Origin of the sequence: Calditerrivibrio sp., from assembly GCA_026415135.1 — a bacterium.
Lineage (GTDB): Bacteria > Chrysiogenota > Deferribacteres > Deferribacterales > Calditerrivibrionaceae > Calditerrivibrio.
In genome coordinates, this window is record JAOAHS010000061.1 from 29,508 (window position 1) to 48,132 (window position 18,625).

General features: G+C 32.1%; 17 protein-coding genes. 15 read left to right on the forward strand and 2 right to left on the reverse strand.

Annotated elements, in window-relative coordinates; all coding sequences use genetic code 11:
* Nucleotides 1-7: 7 nt before the first annotated feature.
* Genes N3C60_09800 through N3C60_09870 form a run of 15 tightly spaced genes read left to right on the forward strand, consistent with a single transcriptional unit; the run spans nt 8 to nt 16,800 of the window.
* The gene (locus tag N3C60_09800) at nt 8-1,348 is read left to right on the forward strand and encodes a hypothetical protein (GenBank protein ID MCX8085201.1); all 1,341 of its coding nucleotides are present in this window, start codon (nt 8-10) and stop codon (nt 1,346-1,348) included.
* Nucleotides 1,333-2,619, forward strand: coding sequence for a diguanylate cyclase (locus N3C60_09805; GenBank protein ID MCX8085202.1), 1,287 nt, complete (start codon nt 1,333-1,335; stop codon nt 2,617-2,619). Before N3C60_09800 ends, N3C60_09805 begins: the two co-directional genes overlap by 16 nt.
* Nucleotides 2,612-4,012, forward strand: coding sequence for a L,D-transpeptidase family protein (locus N3C60_09810; GenBank protein MCX8085203.1), 1,401 nt, complete (start codon nt 2,612-2,614; stop codon nt 4,010-4,012). The genes N3C60_09805 and N3C60_09810 overlap by 8 nt, the downstream gene beginning before the upstream one ends.
* Nucleotides 4,009-5,427, forward strand: a complete 1,419-nt coding sequence (locus N3C60_09815; GenBank protein MCX8085204.1) for a M14/M99 family metallopeptidase — start codon at nt 4,009-4,011, stop codon at nt 5,425-5,427. The genes N3C60_09810 and N3C60_09815 overlap by 4 nt, the downstream gene beginning before the upstream one ends.
* Nucleotides 5,428-5,459: 32 nt before the next feature.
* The gene (locus tag N3C60_09820) at nt 5,460-6,518 is read left to right on the forward strand and encodes a BMP family ABC transporter substrate-binding protein (GenBank protein MCX8085205.1); all 1,059 of its coding nucleotides are present in this window, start codon (nt 5,460-5,462) and stop codon (nt 6,516-6,518) included.
* A 32-nt stretch (nt 6,519-6,550) separates the two neighbouring features.
* Entirely contained in the window at nt 6,551-8,062 is a 1,512-nt protein-coding gene (locus tag N3C60_09825) for an ABC transporter ATP-binding protein (protein MCX8085206.1), read from the forward strand.
* Nucleotides 8,055-9,119, forward strand: a complete 1,065-nt coding sequence (locus tag N3C60_09830; protein ID MCX8085207.1) for an ABC transporter permease — start codon at nt 8,055-8,057, stop codon at nt 9,117-9,119. Before N3C60_09825 ends, N3C60_09830 begins: the two co-directional genes overlap by 8 nt.
* Complete coding sequence (locus tag N3C60_09835; GenBank protein ID MCX8085208.1) at nt 9,112-10,029, forward strand: ABC transporter permease; 918 nt, start codon at nt 9,112-9,114, stop codon at nt 10,027-10,029. The genes N3C60_09830 and N3C60_09835 overlap by 8 nt, the downstream gene beginning before the upstream one ends.
* Nucleotides 10,026-10,577, forward strand: coding sequence for a phosphoribosyltransferase family protein (locus N3C60_09840; GenBank protein ID MCX8085209.1), 552 nt, complete (start codon nt 10,026-10,028; stop codon nt 10,575-10,577). The genes N3C60_09835 and N3C60_09840 overlap by 4 nt, the downstream gene beginning before the upstream one ends.
* Nucleotides 10,558-12,060 carry a HAMP domain-containing histidine kinase gene (locus N3C60_09845; GenBank protein MCX8085210.1) on the forward strand — a complete coding sequence of 501 codons (1,503 nt, stop codon included), beginning with the start codon at nt 10,558-10,560 and terminating at the stop codon, nt 12,058-12,060. Before N3C60_09840 ends, N3C60_09845 begins: the two co-directional genes overlap by 20 nt.
* Entirely contained in the window at nt 12,047-12,775 is a 729-nt protein-coding gene (locus N3C60_09850) for a glycosyltransferase family 2 protein (GenBank protein MCX8085211.1), read from the forward strand. The genes N3C60_09845 and N3C60_09850 overlap by 14 nt, the downstream gene beginning before the upstream one ends.
* Nucleotides 12,765-13,046: a lipid-A-disaccharide synthase N-terminal domain-containing protein gene (locus N3C60_09855; GenBank protein ID MCX8085212.1), complete on the forward strand. Its 282-nt coding sequence runs from the start codon at nt 12,765-12,767 to the stop codon at nt 13,044-13,046. Before N3C60_09850 ends, N3C60_09855 begins: the two co-directional genes overlap by 11 nt.
* 19 nt (nt 13,047-13,065) lie before the next feature.
* Nucleotides 13,066-14,622: a glycosyltransferase family 39 protein gene (locus N3C60_09860; protein MCX8085213.1), complete on the forward strand. Its 1,557-nt coding sequence runs from the start codon at nt 13,066-13,068 to the stop codon at nt 14,620-14,622.
* A gap of 8 nt (nt 14,623-14,630) precedes the next feature.
* Complete coding sequence (locus tag N3C60_09865; GenBank protein ID MCX8085214.1) at nt 14,631-15,215, forward strand: phosphatase PAP2 family protein; 585 nt, start codon at nt 14,631-14,633, stop codon at nt 15,213-15,215.
* Entirely contained in the window at nt 15,205-16,800 is a 1,596-nt protein-coding gene (locus N3C60_09870) for a glycosyltransferase family 39 protein (protein ID MCX8085215.1), read from the forward strand. Before N3C60_09865 ends, N3C60_09870 begins: the two co-directional genes overlap by 11 nt.
* A 2-nt stretch (nt 16,801-16,802) precedes the next feature.
* Here the strand turns inward: N3C60_09870 and N3C60_09875 are convergent, their stop codons facing one another.
* A complete protein-coding gene (locus N3C60_09875) occupies nt 16,803-17,858 on the reverse strand; it encodes a LysM peptidoglycan-binding domain-containing protein (GenBank protein ID MCX8085216.1) in 1,056 nt (351 codons plus the stop codon).
* Nucleotides 17,851-18,615, reverse strand: a complete 765-nt coding sequence (gene ybgF / locus N3C60_09880; protein ID MCX8085217.1) for a tol-pal system protein YbgF — start codon at nt 18,613-18,615, stop codon at nt 17,851-17,853. Before ybgF ends, N3C60_09875 begins: the two co-directional genes overlap by 8 nt.
* Between the last annotated feature and the right edge of the window lie 10 nt (nt 18,616-18,625).

Genomic DNA, 18,625 nt, shown 5'->3' on the forward strand with positions numbered 1-18,625 from the left:
GTTTTTTATGAATCCGTTGTTTATTTCGAAATATAGGGGTCTATTGGGAGATGAGGCCGATGAGTTTTTTGAATCATTGGTTAGGAAGAAAAAAAGGTATTTTAGGATAAATAGAGCTAGAGGGGTTGATTATTTAGAAGAGTTGAAAGATTATGTAGTATCCTCATCGACGATGGATGCGGTGTATTCTTATGAAGAGCCTAACGAAGTTATTACAAATACTATTTCGTTTCTTACGGGTGGTATATATATACAAAACCCATCATCTATCATACCTGCAAGATTGCTTGTTGAATTGCTTAACGGTGATGGAGTGGTACTAGATGTATCAGCAGCACCTGGTGGCAAAACGACTGCAATGAGTGAGTATTCTAAACGTACATTAAATATTGTAGCTAACGAACCATCGAAAAGTAGGTTAAAATCATTACATTTTAATCTTGAAAAATATGGTGCCTGGAATGTCAAAACAGTATCTTTTGATGGTAGGCTGTTGCATAAAAAGTTACCACCAGTTTTTGATGGTATACTTTTAGATGCTCCCTGTAGTAATGAAAATAAGATAGGTTATAGCGATGAGGTTAGCAAACATTGGTCCCAGGATTTGGTGGATAAGATGCAAAAGCTTCAGATGGAGATACTTTTTTCTATCTCTTATCTATTGAAGCCGGGTGGGGTTTTATTGTATTCTACTTGTACATTTTCTGTTGAAGAAAATGAAGGAAATGTTATCAAGTTCTTAGAACTTTTTCCAGATTTTGAGCTTATCGATATTAACAGAGGTTCTTTTTGTTACGGCTTATCTGGGGAGAACAGGATTGATGAAAAGGTGATTAGGGTATTTCCCCATAAAAGTGATTTCGATGGTTTTTTTGTTGCAGCTTTAAGAAAAAAAGGGGAGTTGAAAAAAGGTTCTATAAAAATACCTGACAATACTACGACGTTAAAGGATTTTTTCCCTGAGGGTGTATTTTCTGGGATTTTCAAAAAAATAGATGATCTCCTTTTCTATGAGCTCCTTCCAACACCAGACTTTAAAAATATAAAATTCTTAAAAAGTGGTATCAAAGCAGGAAAAACAATCAATGGCTCTGTGGAGATATCTTCCCAATTTTTATGGGAGTTTGGGAGGTATATGTTTGATAGATACAAAATCAAGGTTGATAAAAAAAATGCTATTGAATTTTTATCTGGTTTTGATATAAACCTTAAGTTTGAAAAGGAAAAATTTGCTCTTTTTTATAATGGGATACCTGTGGGTGTTGTTAAAAACTTGGATGGCTATCTAAAAAATAAGCTTGATAGGTATTTTTTGTTCGGTAGAGGTACATTATGCCAGAAGCACTAATTGTTGAAGATAGTAAGTTTTTTCAAAAGATTATAGAAAATGAGTTAAGGGAATTGGACTATAATACAGTTTGTGTTTCAAATCTAAGTGAAGCCAGGGAGCAGCTGCGGAGTAATAAAAGATTTCATATAGTTACGATAGATATAGAATTACCTGATGGTTCAGGTTATGATTTATGCAGAGAGATCAAAGAAGATCCCAAATTTAGCTACTTGCAGCCCATAATAATTACATCAACTACAGAGAAAGATAGCCGTAAAAAAGCTTTTGATTCTGGGGCTATTGCTTATATTGAAAAAGATGCGGTTCAAAGATTATTGAAAAACTACATAAAGAATATCCTATCCATAATAAACAATATATCGTACTCAAATAACTGGGTAATTCTACTGGAAGACAGTGATTTTCAAAGAAAATATATGAAAAGTATCCTTGAGTTTGCTGGTTTGAAAGTAATAGATTTTAAGGACAATAAATCTCTACTAACTTTTCTGGAGGATGAGCGTCCTGTTGTGGATCTGGCTTTGCTTGATTATTTTTTGGAGTCTGGGACATCATTGGAGACAATATCTTATCTTAGAAGCTCAAAGATGTATGAACAGGTGCCTGTGATAACATTAACGGTATCCAATGAATTATCTCATAAATACGAAATATTTATGATGGGTGCCAACGATTTTATTTTAAAGCCTTTCGATACAGGTGATTTTTATTTAAGAATAAGGAATCAGTTAAGAACTAAGTATCTACTTGATATGTTGGATGCCAAAAATAAGCTTTTAATGATATCGTCCATCACTGATGAGCTTACCAAGTTGTACAATAGAAGATTTTTTTGGGAAAACCTTGAGAAAGAAGCTAAGAGACACAACAGAACTAATTCAGAATATTCTATTATCATGTTAGATATCGATCATTTCAAAATGATAAATGATAAATATGGCCACTCTACGGGGGATTTAGTATTAAGCGATGTGGCTTTTACAATTAAAAACGCGATTAGGAACACTGACGTTGTTGCAAGATATGGTGGAGAAGAGTTTATAGTTTTACTGCCTGATACAAAAAAGGAAAATGCTCTAAAGGTAGGGGAAAAGATATTAAATGCTATTAGGGATATCCCCGTGAATTTTAGAAAAGCGCCAATTACAACAAGTGCTGGGTTAGCGAGTTCTTCTGAAAGGGATCATTATGAAAAGGTAATAGCTCTTGCAGATGAAAGGTTATACAAAGCAAAAAACAATGGGAGAAATAGGATTGAGTATGATTAAAGTAAAAATGCTGAAATACTTACTTTTCTTTTTGCTTTTTCTTGCTACAGATTTGTATGCTGCAAACAAGATATTAGCAGATGTTATGGCAAAGGGTGTAAGCTATCAAAAGGTTTTTCTTGTTGATAAAAGTGCTAAGAAATCATTTCTGATTGAGATTAAAAACGATTCTATTAGCATCTTAAAGGAATTTGATGGATTGATTATAGGTGAAGGTAACGGTGATAAAAGAAAAGAGGGTGACAAAAAAACACCTACGGGAGTTTATTATGTTACAGGTTTTATCCCCCAATCAAAGCTTGATAAAATCTATGGTACCGGTGCTTTCCCATTAAATTATCCAAATTTTGTTGATAAGCTATATGGTAAAACTGGTCATGGCATATGGATTCATGGTAGAGATCCTAAGGAGCATAAGCAGGCCTCAAAAGGGTGTGTAGTGTTAAAAAATGAAGATATTGATTATCTCAGATCGATCGACTTTTTAGGGACTCCTGTGGTTATTGCAGAACATCTTACATATACCGATGAAATAAATTATAATTCGGAAAAATCTTTTTGGCTGAACTTCTTAAATGAGTTTTATGAAAGCTGGAAAAATAATGACATAAATAGACTTAGTAAATTGATACATGTTCGTTTTAAAGATAGTAAGCATAGCAGTTATGCTGAATATATTCAACGCAAAAAAGCTCTTATGGAGATGTATCCTGATAAGAAGATAGTTTTTGAAAATATAAAGATATATAAAGAGAATGATAGCGAAGTTGTTTTCGATTTTGATCAATATTATTCGGCACCAAACATCACAACCTATGGTACAAAAAGGCTATATCTCATTAAAGAGGCAAACGATTTTAAGATCATAGCTGAGGAATACATTCAAAAGCCTATTCCTGATAGATTTAAAAATGTGGTATTAGAAAAGTCTGAAAAACCTAAAGTTGAAGTCAAGGAGCAGACCAAAGTTGTAGTATCTGATAACAAGCAGGAGAAGAAGCTACCTGATAATAAAACGACAAAAGAGGAAAAACTTAAAGGTAAAGATTTTGACGGCATGGTGAAGGATTTTGTAAAAGAATGGAAAGAAAGTTGGGAGTCAAAGGATATTGACAGGTATATAGCCTTTTATGGTGAAGATTTTAGGTCAGGTAAATTGGACTACAAGGGTTGGAAAGAAGATAAAAAAGCTAAGTTTGAGCGGATTAAGTCGATCAAAGTTGATATAACTGATCTTAAAATTAAAAGGTTGAGTGATTCAAGGTATGAGGTGACATTTAAACAGATCTATAAAACAGAATCGATGAACAACAAGGGGATCAAAAAACTTACAATATCTAAAGAGGGTAGCAGTTTTAAGATTGTTGGAGAAAGCTGGAGCCCCAGTAGATGATATTTAGGGTATTATGGTTTCTTGTAATATTTTTGATACCTTTATGGGGTAGTCCCCTTGATAGGCCTTCGGTGAAGCATGAGGTCTATCTTGAGGGTACAGATTATGAATTACATATTTATAGGATCTACGGTAAAGAGCCAGGGAAAAAGGGGCTTATTGTTGGTGGTATTCAAGGTGATGAGCCTGGTGGGTATCTATCCGCAGACTTATATGTAGATTCTTGGCTTGAAAGGGGTGATCTGATTATTGTACCCAGAGCCAATTTTAAATCGATAATACTTTTTAATCGTGGCACAGATGGTGATATGAACAGAAGATTCATCGATGCTAAAAAAAAGCATGAAATGGATCAAGTGATAGATATTATAAAAGGGTTGATGGCTGAATCAGATTTTTTTCTACACCTACATGATGGTTCAGGTTTTTATTCCCCTGTTTATGTGAACCCATTAAGAAATCCAAACAGATGGGGTCAATCTGTTATTGTAGATGCAGAGGTCTATAGCTGTGGTGACAAGGTGTTAGACCTGGGTAAAATGGCTAAAAGGGTTGTGGCAGAAACAAATAAGAAGATTCAAAATAAGAAATATCATTTTGAGTATTTCAATACTGATACTGATAACCCGGAAACAAAGTACAAAGAGATGAAAAAGACAGCTACTTATTACGCTCTGAAAAATTATTGTATACCATCCTTTGGGCTTGAAACATCTAAAAACTTACCAGATGATAAAACAAAAATACTTCATAAGACCTATCTAATAAATGAATTTTTTAAAATATTCGATTTAAAACCTGAAATCCCTGAGATTGTTTTACCAAAACCTTTTTTGAAACATATTGTAATTAAGCATGATGATAATTTTTTAGAGTTGAAAAATGGTTCTGTGGTAACGTTCCCATTAGGGACAAAACTTATGGTTTATGATATTGTATCTAACTATAAAAGAGGGCTTTCTTGTGATATCTTGGGCTTTAATGGGCTAAATGATTCGAAAATACCTTTTGTCATTGAAAAAGATACAGATATTATCTGTAGAAAAGATCATCATGTTATAGGGAAGATCACTTTGAAAATACAACGGGATAACGTTAGTGAAAAGTATTTTGAAGTTGAAGTTAATGGGGTTGTTAAAAAAATAAAAGATGGGCAAAAGTTATTCTTAAGTAATGGTGATCAGTTTGTTTTAAAGGATTTCGATAATGATCCTACGATACCTGTGAATCTTAGAGGGTTTGTCCCTAAAAATGTCAAGGTAAATGATGGGGATGATAGAAATATTTTGATTCCAGTTGATAAGGCTCTTTTTATGAAAAGGTTTTCCAGTGATAATGGTACAACCTATGAAGTAATAGCTGGTTCTTTGAATCAGGTAAAAGGGAAGTTTTTTATTGCAATTGACAGTAAGTAATTTTTAAAGTAAAATAAATTTTTGGAGGTTTTATGCTTAAAAACATCTTTTTAGCTCTAATTATGTTTGTTATTGCTTTACCTGTCTATGCTAAAGATCTTAATGTGGGGTTTGTTTATGTAGGTCCAGTTGGTGATGGTGGCTGGACTTATGCCCATGATATGGGTAGAAAAGAGTTGGAAAAGTTGCCTTTTGTTAAAAAAACCCAGATAATAGAATCTGTCCCAGAAGGTGCTGATGCAACAAGGGTTATAACAAATCTTGCTAAAAAAGGATACAACCTCATTTTTACAACAAGTTTTGGATATATGGATCCAACTATAGAGGTTGCAAAAAAGTTTAAAGATGTAGTCTTTATGCATTGTTCAGGTTATAAAACTGCTGAAAATGTAGGAACATATTTTGGCCGTATGTATCAGGCAAGATATCTCAGCGGTATCATTGCCGGAGCGATGACAAAAAGTAATATCATCGGTTATGTTGCTGCCCATCCGATACCAGAGGTTATTAGGGGGATAAATGCTTTTACATTAGGTGTAAGGAGTATGAATCCTAATGCTGTAGTTAAAGTTGTTTGGACTAATACATGGTTTGATCCTGCAACGGAGAGGAATGCGGCAGATAGTCTGCTTGATGTTGGGGCTGATGTGTTAACTATGCATCAGGATACGCCTGCCACGCTTCAGGCTGCAGAAAAGAGGGGCAAGTATGTCATTGGTTATAATTCTGATATGAGGAAATATGCCCCAAATGGTTTTTTAACTGCACCTGTCTGGAATTGGGGTGTGTTATATAAGGAGATTGCTACAAGGGTACATAAGGGGACATGGAAGCCTGAAGCTATTTGGTGGGGTATGGATACCAAAATAGTTGATCTTGCTCCAATTAGTCCAAAAGTACCTGCCAATGTAGTGGATAGGGTAAATAAAGAGAAGGCAGATATTATTGCAGGAAAAAACAAGATTTTTGTTGGACCAATAAAGGATAATCAAGGCAATCTTGTAGTGCCAGCTGGTAAAGTGATGACGGATCAGGAACTGTTGAGTTTTAACTTTTTTGTAGAGGGTGTTCAGGGAACAATAAAGAAATAATATAGGCGGCACAAGCCGCCTTGTTTGTTCATATGAGGGATACTATACTATCACTTAAGAATATATCAAAGAGTTTTGGGGATTTTCAAGCCAATAAGTGTATATCCTTTGATTTAAAAAAAGGTGAAATATTAACGATTTTAGGTGAAAATGGTGCTGGTAAAAGCACATTGATGAATATTATTACCGGTTTTTATAACCATGATGAGGGGGATATTTTTTTTGAGGGTAAAAGGGTGTTTCTCAAAAGCCCCCGTGATGCAATCAAGCTTGGAATAGGTATGGTTCACCAGCATTTTATGCTGGTAAAAAACAATACGGTTTTCGAAAATCTACTTGTTTCATTGAAAAATAAATCTTTTTTTATTAATAAATCAGACTATAGGAAAAGGTTTCGAGAAATATTTGATAGATTTCGATTAGATATAGATTTGGATATACCTCTATGGAAATTGTCTATAGGGGAACAACAATGGATCGAAATTATAAAACTTCTTGTAAATGAATGTCAAATATTGATTCTTGATGAACCAACCACAATGCTTACTCCACAGGAAACAGATTTTCTCTTCGATTTTTTGATTAATTTAAAAAAAGAGGGTAAGTCTATAATTTTTATTTCCCACAAAATCAGGGAAGTTATGGAACTATCAGATAGAATCGTCATTTTAAAAAAAGGGGAATTGGTTGGTGAGCTTAAAAGGGAAGAGTTTGATGAAAATAAGATCTCCCAAATGATGGTTGGAGCTTTGTTAAAAGATGTTTATCAAAAGGATATTAGGCCTGAAGATGAAATATTACTAATTATGTCCAATATCTATGCAAAAAATGATAAAGGGTTATCAGATCTGCTGGGATTCAATTTAGAATTACGAAAACGGGAGATTCTTGGTGTGGCAGGTATTTCTGGAAATGGTCAAAAAGCTCTTGCAGAAGTGTTAACAGGTCTAAAGGATCCCTATGAGGGTAAGATCCTTTTAAACGGTATGGATATAACTTATGGTACTTCAAAACAGAAATATATACATGGCATTGCTCACATACCAGAGGATAGAAAGGCTATGGGAATTGCTCCAGATCTAACAATAGAGGAAAATCTGATTTTGAAGAATTTTAGAAAAAAGGAGTTTTCAGGGTTTTTATTGAATAAAAAAATGATACAAAGGTTTTCCCAGGATTTAATCGATAGATTTAATATACAGTTTGGGCTTAAGAATGCTCCAGTGAGGTTATTATCTGGAGGCAACATTCAAAAGGTAATAATAGCAAGGGAGTTAAGTGAAAATCCCACTGTACTCGTTGCCCTTTATCCTACGAGAGGGCTTGATGTGGGATCCCAAGAATTTGTGCATCAGACAGTATTGGAACACCAGAAAAAGGGTATGAGTACCATTTATATCTCAGAAGATATTGATGAATTGATTAAGATTTGCGATAGAATCTGTGTAATTTTTAGGGGTAAAAATATGGGTTATTTAGATCCAAGAACTGCTGATAAAAAGATAATTGGTAAGATGATGGGAGGAATTCCTAAAAATGATTAAGATTGAAAAGAGGGTTTCGATACATCCTTTAATGAAAAGTTTTTCTAAGGTTTTGTCATTTTTACTTGGGATAGTGATAAGTTCGTTTTTTCTTAAGATAGTTGATGTGGATATTGTTGATCTTTTACAGAATATATATCTTGATGCTTTTGGTTCTATGTATTCCTTTACAGAACTGTTGGTTAAAACAATACCTTTATTGATTTGCAGTATTGGTGTTTCGGTGGCTTTTAAAATGAAATTGTGGAATATAGGTTCAGAAGGTCAACTATATATGGGTGCTTTGGGTGCTACATTAGTTGCACTATTTTTCCCTATTAAATCTCATTTTTTAATGATAAGTACCATGTTTGTTGCTTCTTTCATACTTGGTGGTTTATGGAGTGGTATAGCTGGGTTTCTTAAGATGAAGCTAAATATAAATGAAATTATAGTAACACTTCTGTTGAACTATATAGCAATTCTTTTTATCAACTTTCTTGTTTATGGACCTCTTAAGGATCCTCAAGGCTTTAATTTTCCTTATACAAAAAAGTTTCAAGAAATTGCAAAGCTTGCTGTGATAAGTGATACAAGACTTCATACAGGGATCTTCATAGCTCTGATACTTTTATTCTTTTACTATATTTTGATGGAAAAATCTGTATGGGGTTATGAGATAAGAGTCATTGGAAGTAATCCAAATGCAGCAAGATACGCTGGTATAGATATAAATAAAAATATTCTGTTGATCATGTTTTTAAGTGGTGGAATAAGTGCATTGGCTGGTTTTTGTGAAGTTTCTGGAGTTATCCATAGGTTGCAGCATACAATATCACCTGGATACGGTTATACTGCTATTATCATTGCGTGGCTCTCCAATCAGAATAGCTTGGGGATTCTATTTTCTTCTATATTTATGGCAGTAATTTTTTTAGCTGGAGATACTCTTCAATTAAGTTATCAATTGCCTGTTTCCCTTGTTAATGCTTTTCAAGGTATGATCTTGTTTTCTCTTTTAGTGTCTGATTTTTTTATACATCATAAAATAGTGCTTAAATGGAGAAAAGATGTTTGATATAATATTGGACACAACGATAAGATCTGGTACACCTATACTTTATGCTACAATTGGTGCTATCATTATAGAAAAAAGTGGTGTAATAAATCTTGGAATTGAAGGTTTAATGCTTATTGGAGCACTTTCTGGATTTTATTTTACTTTTTCATCAGGAAATCTTTTTTATGGTTTTCTTGCTGCTTTTGTATTTGCTGCTTTAGCTGGAGGGGTTCATGGGGTTATTGTTACCTATTTTAAAGGTAACCAGATTGTAAGTGGGCTTGCTCTTACCATGTTTGGTACCGGGGTAACTGCAATGTTAGGTAAACCGATGGTGGGGGAAAGTATTAAGGGGTTAAGTAGGTTAGAGGTACCCTTTATAAAGGATATAGCTGTTATTAATGTGTTGATGAATCAGGATCTTATGGTATATGTAAGCATTTTATTGGTAATAGTAGTTCATCTGTTACTACACAAAACTATACTTGGGCTTAATCTTAGAACAGTCGGAGAGAATCCTTATGCGGCTGATAACGCTGGTATTAATGTAAACCTCTATAGATTGACTGCTGTAATTGTAGGCTCAGGTCTTGCCGGATTGGGTGGGGCTTATCTATCTTTGGTATATACCCCTTTATGGATAGAAAATATGAGTGCAGGTAGAGGTTGGATTGCAGTGGCCCTTGTTATTTTTTCATCATGGGATGTTAGAAAAGCTATAATAGGTGCATATCTCTTTGGGGGTATTGCCGCTAATCAACTCAGATTGCAGGCAATAGGCACAAATATACCTGTGCAGATTCTTCAATCTTTACCATATATTTTTACCATATTAGTGTTGATTTTGGCATCTTTAAGAAAAGAAAAGACCAGTCAGATACAACCGGAAGCATTAGGTAATCCTTATGACAGAGAAGATAGGATATGATGAAAAGTAAAAGGTTGTTGTATGATATGATTGTTAGATTTGGTAGTATTAGGGGTGATGTGGTTGATGTTGGAGCCTTTTTAAATCACCTTGTGTTACCAGAGGTGTTAAATTCTATCACCGATGATTTTATAGATGTTTTAAAAGGAGTTAGTTTTGATAAAATACTTACTGTAGAATCAAGTGGAATACCTTTAGCTACTGCTTTATCCCTTAGGGTTAATAAACCGTTTGTTTTCATAAAGAAAAACCGACCTATTACTATGTTTGATTTTATAGAGGTATGTTCGTTTTCTTTTACAAAAAAAAATGATATAAAGCTATTTCTTTCAAAAGATGCTTTAAAAGCAGGTGAAAAAGTAGTGTTTGTTGATGATTTTTATGCTAAGGGTTCTATATATGGAGCAGTAAATGTGTTGGCTGATAAAGTGGGTTTTGAAATCGTGAGGTATTTGGTTGTGATCAATAAAGCTGATAATCAAAAGGTATTTTCTATCCTTGATAATTTAGATCTAAGAATGATTAATGATGAAAAGAAGTATACCTAAAAAGAACCTTCAAATAAAAATAACACTCTTGATATTTTTGATGTTGTTGTCTATTACAGTGATTGTCTCTGCATATCTAGCAATTACTGCTGAAAAAAAAGCTATGGAGATAGCTATTAATTATGCCCATGGTATCTCAAAAATCATAGATTCTTCCCTTGCATATTATATGCAGAAAGGCCATAAAAAAGAGATAAGTGAGCTTATTGAAGAACTCAACAAAAGTGAACATATTCAGGGGATTCATATATTTGACAATACCAAGGAGATTGCATGTATTAATCCAAGAAGCTTTAGTAAACTTTTTGATTCCGAATATATAGACGAAGTCTTAAAGAATGTTGAGTATAGACCTACAATTAAGGTTATAAAAACAAAGACTTACCATTTTTTAGCTTACTATTCACCTTATGTCAACACAGGAAGTTGTAAAAGGTGTCATATCGAAGAAGATAAAATAGGAACTTTAAATGTTAATATTAAATTAGGAGGTATATACGAAACAATATTAAAACAGGCTAAAAGAACCTTCATGGTACTTTTTATATCCAGTATTCTTATAGCAATGCTTCTTTCTTTGCTTATCAATATGTTGATTATAAAACCCATCAAGAAAATAGAGAAAGGGATGGAGGAACTAATGAATGGGAATTATGATGTGAAAGTGGAGATAAAATCTGGAGATGAACTTGAGCTTTTATCAAATAATTTTAACAATATGGTAGATGCATTGAATAATGCTAATAAAACGATCGATAGTATGCATAAGAATATGATCCATACAGATAGACTTATGACAATAGGTACTCTAACAGCCTCAATAAGTCATGAAATTAAAAATCCATTAAATTCTATAATGATTTCAACAGATATTCTATTGGATCATTGTAAGAAAAATGTTCATGACCAGAGACTTAAAAGTTTTCTTGAGGCAATAATAAATGATGCCCAGAGAATAAAAGATATCATAGATCAAACTCTAAATTTTTCAAGATACGAGACATCTTTTCAAGAAAATATAGATCTGAAGAACCTGATCAAAAGTATCGAAATATACTCAAAGAGAATACTTTTTCACAGAGAAGATATCAGGTTTAGGTTAGAGGATAATACAAATGAGCATGTTTTTATATATGGCAACAAAACTAATATTGAACAGATGCTTATAAATCTTTTGAAAAATGCTGTAGAAAGCGTTCCTAGCGAGAGGAAGGGGGATATACTATTAAAGATCGATCGGGATGATAAATTTATAGAGTTTACAATTCAGGACAATGGAGTAGGGATCCCTAAGGATAAATTGGATTTAATTTTTAAAGAGTTTTATTCTACTAAGACCAACGGTACTGGACTGGGTTTATCGATTGTAAAAGAGATTGTGGAAAATCATAACGGTGAATTGCATATAGAGTCAGAGGTTGACAGGGGAACAAAAATAGTTGTAAAAATACCTTATACAAGGGATAGATATGCCAGAGATTAAGAAGATATCTTTTGTTTTACCTGTTTATAATGAAGAGGGAAATATTCAGAATCTTTATAGTGAGATTAAAGAGGTTGTTTTGACCTTGAACTACGAATATGAGATTTTGTTTGTTGATGATTGTAGTAAAGATAATAGTTTGGAGATAATAAAAGGTATTTGTAGGGTTGATGAAAGGGTTAGATATATATCATTTGAAAAGAATTCTGGCCAGTCTGCAGCATTGTATGTTGGATTTCAACATGCTACTGGGGATACAATAATAACATTGGATGCTGATTTGCAGAATGATCCAAAAGATATCCCAATGATGCTTGAGTATTACAAAGAATATGATATGGTTAACGGTTGGCGTAAAAAAAGGCAGGATACTTTTTCAAAAAGAATAGGTAGTAAGATAGGTAATGCCGTGAGGAACTGGTTTACTAATGAGACGATACATGACACCGGATGTGCCCTTAAGGTTATGAGGGCTGATATGTTGAAAAGAATTAGAGGATTTAAAGGGTTTCATAGGTTTATACCCACCTTAATGAGACTTGAGGGGGCTAAGGTTATAGAAGTTGAGGTTAATCATCGCAATAGATACTCAGGGATCTCAAAGTATAACAACACAAAAAGAGCAATAAATGGTCTGTATGATCTTATTGGCGTTAGATGGCTCATATCAAGACACATAAAACCTATTATTAAGGAGAAAAATTTTGAAAACTGAATGGTGGTTATTAGCAATAGGATTTCTTGGACAGGGACTGTTTTTTATGAGATTTTTTGTGCAGTGGATCTATTCTGAAAAACAGAAAAAAAGTATTATCCCTGTGTCGTTTTGGTATTTTAGTATAGGTGGTAGTATATGTCTATTGATATATGCAATTTTGAGAAAGGATATAGTTTTTACTGTGGGACAAACTACAGGCTTTATTATTTATATAAGAAACTTATATTTTATTAGTAAAGAAAAAAGGAAAAAAATTGCAGCAAGTTAGATTTAATTATATATTTTTCTTGATCTTTTATTTAATCATTTCACTTTATACTTCTGCATTTACTCCATTGTTTGAATCCACTGAGGTTAGGTATGCAGAGATAGCAAGGGAGATGTTGGAAAGGGGTGATTTTATAGAACCCCATTTTAACGGTATAAAACATTTTCATAAGCCACCTTTTGCCTATTGGATGATTGCTCTTGGGATGAAATTGTTTGGTATAAATAATTTTGGTGCAAGATTTTTTGGCATATTGGCTTCTTTATTCGTTTTGTTTTTTACTTTTAAATTATCTAAATTTTTTGTTCACGATGATAATGAAAAGTTTGTACCTGGTTATATCTTAGGTTCATCAATCCTTTTTTTAAGCGTGTCCAGGATTGTTGCTACTGATATCTATCTATCGTTATTTGTTGTTATAACTTTATACTACTATTTTAAACAGATATATGAAGATAAAAATATAAAAAATGCCATATTTATTGGATTTTCTCTCGGTTTGGGCTTTTTAACAAAGGGGCCAGTAGTTTTTATATTTACTTTATTGCCTTATTTTGTTTTGAAGATATTTAACAGAGATTTTAGAAAGGTATTCGATGTCAAATCTGTTGTTATTTCTATAGCCGTTTTTTTGATGGTAGTAACGCCTTGGTTTTTGATAGTTATCTGGAAAAATACAGAACTTTCTGAGTACTTTTTAAAAGTTCAGACAGTAGATAGGGTGGTTACAAATAGATTTAATAGGAATCAACCGTTTTATTTCTTTTTTATTACAGTATTTTGGGCTGTTTTTCCATTTATTGTTTTATTGTTGTTTACTTTTAAAAAGATATTAGTTGAAATAAAACGATTCCAAGTTCTTATAGTATTTATTATAGTACCTTTTGTAATTTTTTCATTAGCAAAAAGTAAATTGCATTCTTATTTAACACCAATGGTGCCCTTATTATGTATATTTGTTTATCTGCTTTATAAAGATATTTCAGAAAAGTGGTTTGAAAAATTTTTATTGTTTTTATCTGTAGTGTTATCAATTGTGTTTTTAGGATCATGTTTATACTTTAAAGTACCTATAGATACTATGTTGATAACACTATTTATTGGTGTAGTATTGATTATTTTTTATATGATCAGAAGCTTCTCCTCTCATAATTTTATTTTTTTATATGGATTACTTGTAATTACGCTTTTTAGTGCAGCTTATTATCTTGCTGGTTTTTTTCAGGAAAAACTTATGGGATTTGAGAATATGGTAAGGGCTACGAAAATGATTGATCCGTACAATAAACTCGAAGTCTTATGTTATAAAAGGGATTTGACTTCATTTTCCTTTTATAGAAATAAGATAGCTGTTATGGCTATGGGTAATCCAAGAGAGACTCAGTTTCAAAGGGATTTAGATTATAAAAAGGTATATTTACAAAGTGAGTTAGAAATATTTGATTTTATTAAAAAAAATAATAGCTTTTTTTTGTTTACAAGGGGTAATTATGATGAGTTTAGGGATAAATTCTCTGTTCAATGTAATTTAATTTTCAAACAAAGGGATTATCATCTATATATATGCAAAGGTTGATTTTTTATATGAGTATTGTTATATTTTTTATGATAATCTTATCTTATTATTATTTTGATATTCCTGTAGTAGAGTTTTTTTATGGTTTTAAAGGCACAATGATGTATGAATGGTTTAAAAAAATTACTGATATTGGAAAAGCTGAATATCAACTGATTCCTGCATTTGTTTTTTATCTCTATTTCCGAAAAAAAAATAGTTATTATGCCAAAGTAGCTCTTATCGTATTTTTATCGGTTGCTGTTGCTGGATTAAGCACTGATCTAATTAAACTTATTTTAGGTAGGTATAGACCTATTGAATACTTTGAGTATGGTAATTATGGGTTTCAGTTTTTTCAAATAAAAGGTAGATACACTTCTATGCCTTCTGGGCATACAACTACAGTATTTGCTGCTGCATTCTCTTTATCGATGGTGTTTAAAAGATATTCATGGATTTTCATTTTTTTTGCTTTTTTTATTGCTTTTAGTCGGATCGTTACACTAAACCATTACCCTAGTGATGTTTTGGGTGGTATTTTAGTAGCTTATTTGGTAACTTGTTTTATATTTAAAATATTTAAGAAAAAAGGGTTGATTGATGGAATTTAGTTTTAGAAGAAGAAAAGAGTATTATCATATAATTGTTTTGATTGGATATATTATATCTATTTCCACCTTTGTCTTTTTACCAAGGGATCTTTTTTTTGGCGATGAGGTTAGATATGCAGATGTATATACACATTTAAAGGATGGTAACTTTATAGCATTAACATTAAATGGGCAACCATACCCAGATAAGCCACCAATTTTTTTTATATTTATTTATCTGGTCCAATTAATTACAGGTTTTTCGTCAACTCGACTATTTTTTCTTGCAACTTCAATGTCTGCTGTTATGTTTATTATTGCTAGTTACTTTTTTTTAAGGCTTTTGTTGGAAAATGCAGATGAAGCCTTTTATTCCAATCTTTTAATTTGTTGTAATTTATATTTTGTTGCTTTGGTTAACTTTGTTAAAATGGATTTATTGTTTTCTTTTTTTATAATAATTTCCTTAAGTTTTTTTTATAAATTTTATTTATCTTACAATAAACGCTATCTTTATACAGCTTTTCTTTCTGCAGGTATTGCTGTTATGGTTAAGGGACTTTTGGGAATTATTTTTCCTTTGTTTTCTTTTGTTATTTTTGTGATTCTAAAAAGAAGATATAAGGTTATCACAAATCTTCATTTTATTTTAGGTATATTCTTGTCTTTACTGCCGACTTTGGTATGGATCATATCTTTGATAAAAATATATGGTTTTACTTATGTTTATGATTCAATATTCTATCAGCAGACTATAAGAAGAGCCATAGATGCGTTTCATAGCAAAAAGCCATTTTATTTTTATACTTATGTTTTGCCTTTAATTTGGCTTCCTTTTACTCTAGGCTTCATAATACATTTAAAAAAACTTAATCATATCTTTGGGGATTTCTTTTCAAGATTAGAAGATGGAAAATTGTTTTTAACAGTTGTTTTTTTTGTAGTTTTCTTGGTATTGTCGATCATCAGTAGCAAATTTGCTAATTATCTTTTACCACTGTTTCCGTCTTTCTCTGTTTTTATCTACTATATTTTGCTAAAAGGTAATAAAGCTAATCTTATTTGGACTTCATCTAGTGTGATATTTTTATTGATTTGTATTACTTTGATTTATGTATATTTCAAGTTGGATCAATTTGGCTTTTTGTTTAAACATGAGTATTTTTTAATTATTCCATTTGTTTTGTTTTTAATGTTTTTTATAACATATTTTATGAAAGGATATGACCTAAAAAAAAGTATTTCGATTTATGCCATATCTATTTTGATATTTACAAATGTATTAAATCTTTTTTTTATTTCAAAATCGGGGATATTTTTTTCACCAAGGCAATTAGCTGAAGAACTCAGTAAATATTCATCTTTAGGTTATGTGGCTATCTCTTTTGATACTTATTCTGGTACATATTCTTATTATGCTGGTAGATCTGTGTTTGAAACAAGGGATAAAGAGCTTGTTTTTAAGAAAATTGATATGGGAGAGAAATTAGTAATAGCGTTGCCAGAAAAAACCTGGAACAAATGGGAAATAAAACCCAAAAATACCAAAATAATACAAAAGTACTGGATGATGAATAAATACTATCTTGTAATTCTTGCTAATTAATTTTATTGAGCTGCCACCATCGTCAGCTTTACTTTATCGCCTTTTATAATCTCCTGGGAGTTTTTCATTATATATATGTTTGCATATCTATCCTGAACAAAAACTACGATACCTTCTCCTAAAGTAACTCTATTTGAAAAGCCATTTTCTTCTACATATCTGAAGATCTCAAAAATATCTCCTGGTTTTATGCCGTTATTCTTACCGATGTCTACAATCAGTTTGTAACCCTCTCCTGAGACAGTCATATTATTGGTGGAACCAAGCACCACCCCTTCCAGATTAATATCTGTTTTTAATACCCTATTGGGTATTGGGAAGTCATTTTGAATGTACTTTACCACATGTAAACCCTGTCTGATGGCATCATAAACTTTTGTAACTTTTGCCTGATAGTTATTCCCAATTTTTTTGGTGATTATACCTTCACCAGAGTTTGTGTAAATGGTGAATTTTTTTTCTTGTTGTACCTGTTCTAAGAAAAGGATCTTTTCGCCTAATTTAAGTTGTTGGGAGGACCTAAAATATACAATATCATCGTTAGCAGCATTAAATTTACCATTGGATATGGAGATGATCTCTGAATCTATTGGTGATTCAAATACAAGATCATAATGGGCATCTTTATAAAACTTTAAAGCCCTTTTAATATCTTCTAATTTTTGATCTCTTTTGGGAGTTTCGAGCTTGATCTCTTCAAGACCTAACGATTTTAATGATTCTTGATTTTCTTTTAAAGCTATCACATCGGTATCATCAAAAAAGAGACTTTTATCTCCAATTTTTTCAAAAGCTTCTAAATTGAGCTCAAAAGCCAATGGTTCGTCTTTTTTCGATGTAGATAAAGTAGGTATTAAAACAAATTTTTTAGGGTAGATGAGATCTGGATTTAAGATATATGTGTTGTATTTCCAGATAACAGGCCATTTAAAAGGGTTTTTGTAAAACCTTTTAGAGATACCCCAGAGAGTATCACCTTTTTTTATTTCGTATTTTATGTCAGCGTATAAAAAAAAGGGTAATAATAAAAGAGGTAATATTATAAGTTTTTTATTCATCTTTTACACCCCACTCTTTGAGTTTACTTCTGGCAGTGTTAGCAGCATCTGCAAATTTGAAATTGAGAATTAGCTTCTTTAGTATGTCGATAGCCTGCTCTTTTTTCCCTGAACGCTCAAGAGCTATACCTAATTTTAACATTGCGTCTGGAACCTTATTTTCCTGGGGATAGTTTTCTATAACTGCTTGATAAGCTTCTATTGCTTTTTCCAGATTACCTAAATTAAGGTAGCTTTCTCCCATCCAGAATAATGCGTTATCTGCTAAAGAATCATTAGGGAATCTAACCGAGAACGATCTGAATTTATTTATACTTTCTTCGTATCTACCGCTTCTATAAAGCTCCAAAGCTAAATTATAAAGGGTGGTTTTGTCTGTTATGTCGTCCTGAATATAGACTTTATTAGTCTCGATTTGCCCTGATTGGATCTTTTGTTGTATAGATTCTGTTTTTGTGGTTTTAGTTTGCTGGGGTGTACTTTCTATAGTTTTTAGTTTTTCATTTACCTTTGATTCTAAAATCTTTAGATCGGATCTTAAAACTATAAGTGCTTCTGAATTTAGTTTGGTATCCTCATTTAATGTTTTGATCTTTTTATCCTGTTCGGAAAGGTTTTGTTTTAGGTCTGATATCTCTTTTTTTAACTCGATATTTTGGTTGTTTAGTTCGCTGACACTTTTTTTAAGCAGGGCAATATCATCAGTGGCGCAACCTGAAATAGAAACTATAGCAAACAGTAATAAAATTTTTTTCATTATCTATCCT